Origin of the sequence: Brachyspira sp. SAP_772, from assembly GCF_009755885.1 — a bacterium.
GTDB lineage: Bacteria > Spirochaetota > Brachyspiria > Brachyspirales > Brachyspiraceae > Brachyspira.
This window is the reverse complement of record NZ_VYIX01000077.1, coordinates 1-872: the sequence shown is the minus strand read 5'-3', so window position 1 is coordinate 872 and position 872 is coordinate 1. Positions and strand designations below refer to the sequence as shown.

The following is an 872-nucleotide window of genomic DNA, read 5'->3' as shown; positions in this document are numbered from 1 at the left end:
TCCTACAATGTATTTGAAGTTTGTAAAGAAAAAGTATCTATACAAATTTGCTTTGATGTATGGTTTAGTGAAATATCTAGAAATCAAATATTMAACGGAAGCAATTTAATATGCATTCTTGCAAACTTTGGAGGAGAAAATACYTTAGATATAGCAAGAGTAAGAGCCATTGAAAACATCACTCCTATAATATTATGCAATAGAGTTGGAAGAGAAAAGACAAAAGATATTGATGCGTACTTTATTGGTAAAAGTTTTATAGTTGATAAAGACGGAAGTTTTTTGGCAAATGCTRATAAAGATGAAACAACATCATTAAATGCAAATATAGAAATTAATAATTCAAAATCTAATATAATATGCTCAAACTTTTATGATGAAATAAAAAAGCATTATTAACTCTTTATAAACTTTTCATCTAATTCTTTTCTATTAGCTTTATAATATTTTATAATCTCTTTCCACCTATTAATAAATAATTTGCTTCCATTTACTGTATCTGTAATATTAGCTATATTAAGTTTATAAAAGTTCATAAAACATAAATCATATTCTAAATTAGTAAMATTATCATCTCTATATGAAACTTTTTTATCTATGGTATTAAACCGCATAGTTATTATWAGATTATCATTATTAATATTTTTAAGTATCTCATCTAATATCAAGCAATGATACAAATTATCCCAATCTTCTTTTGTTCTTCGCTCTAATATACCATAAAAAAATGATATATAAGGATTATAATTGAACCCTATTTTCTGATAACTATGCCCAACACAGCTTTTATTAGTAATGAATCCGAGCTTGTTAAGCTCTGTTATAATGCCAACAAGCTCTTCATCAATTTCTATTTTTTTACTATCCAAAAT

The 872-nt window shown here is 24.8% G+C and carries 2 protein-coding genes; one reads left to right on the top strand and one right to left on the bottom strand.

Annotation, left to right across the window (positions count from 1 at the left end; genetic code table 11):
- On the top strand, window positions 1–399 hold a 399-nt coding region (locus GQX97_RS12685; protein WP_198391236.1), incomplete at its 5' end, for a carbon-nitrogen hydrolase family protein.
- On the opposite strand, the gene GQX97_RS12680 is transcribed toward GQX97_RS12685, so the two are convergent.
- On the bottom strand, window positions 396–872 hold a 477-nt coding region (locus GQX97_RS12680; RefSeq protein WP_232473379.1), incomplete at its 5' end, for a hypothetical protein. The genes GQX97_RS12685 and GQX97_RS12680 overlap by 4 nt on opposite strands.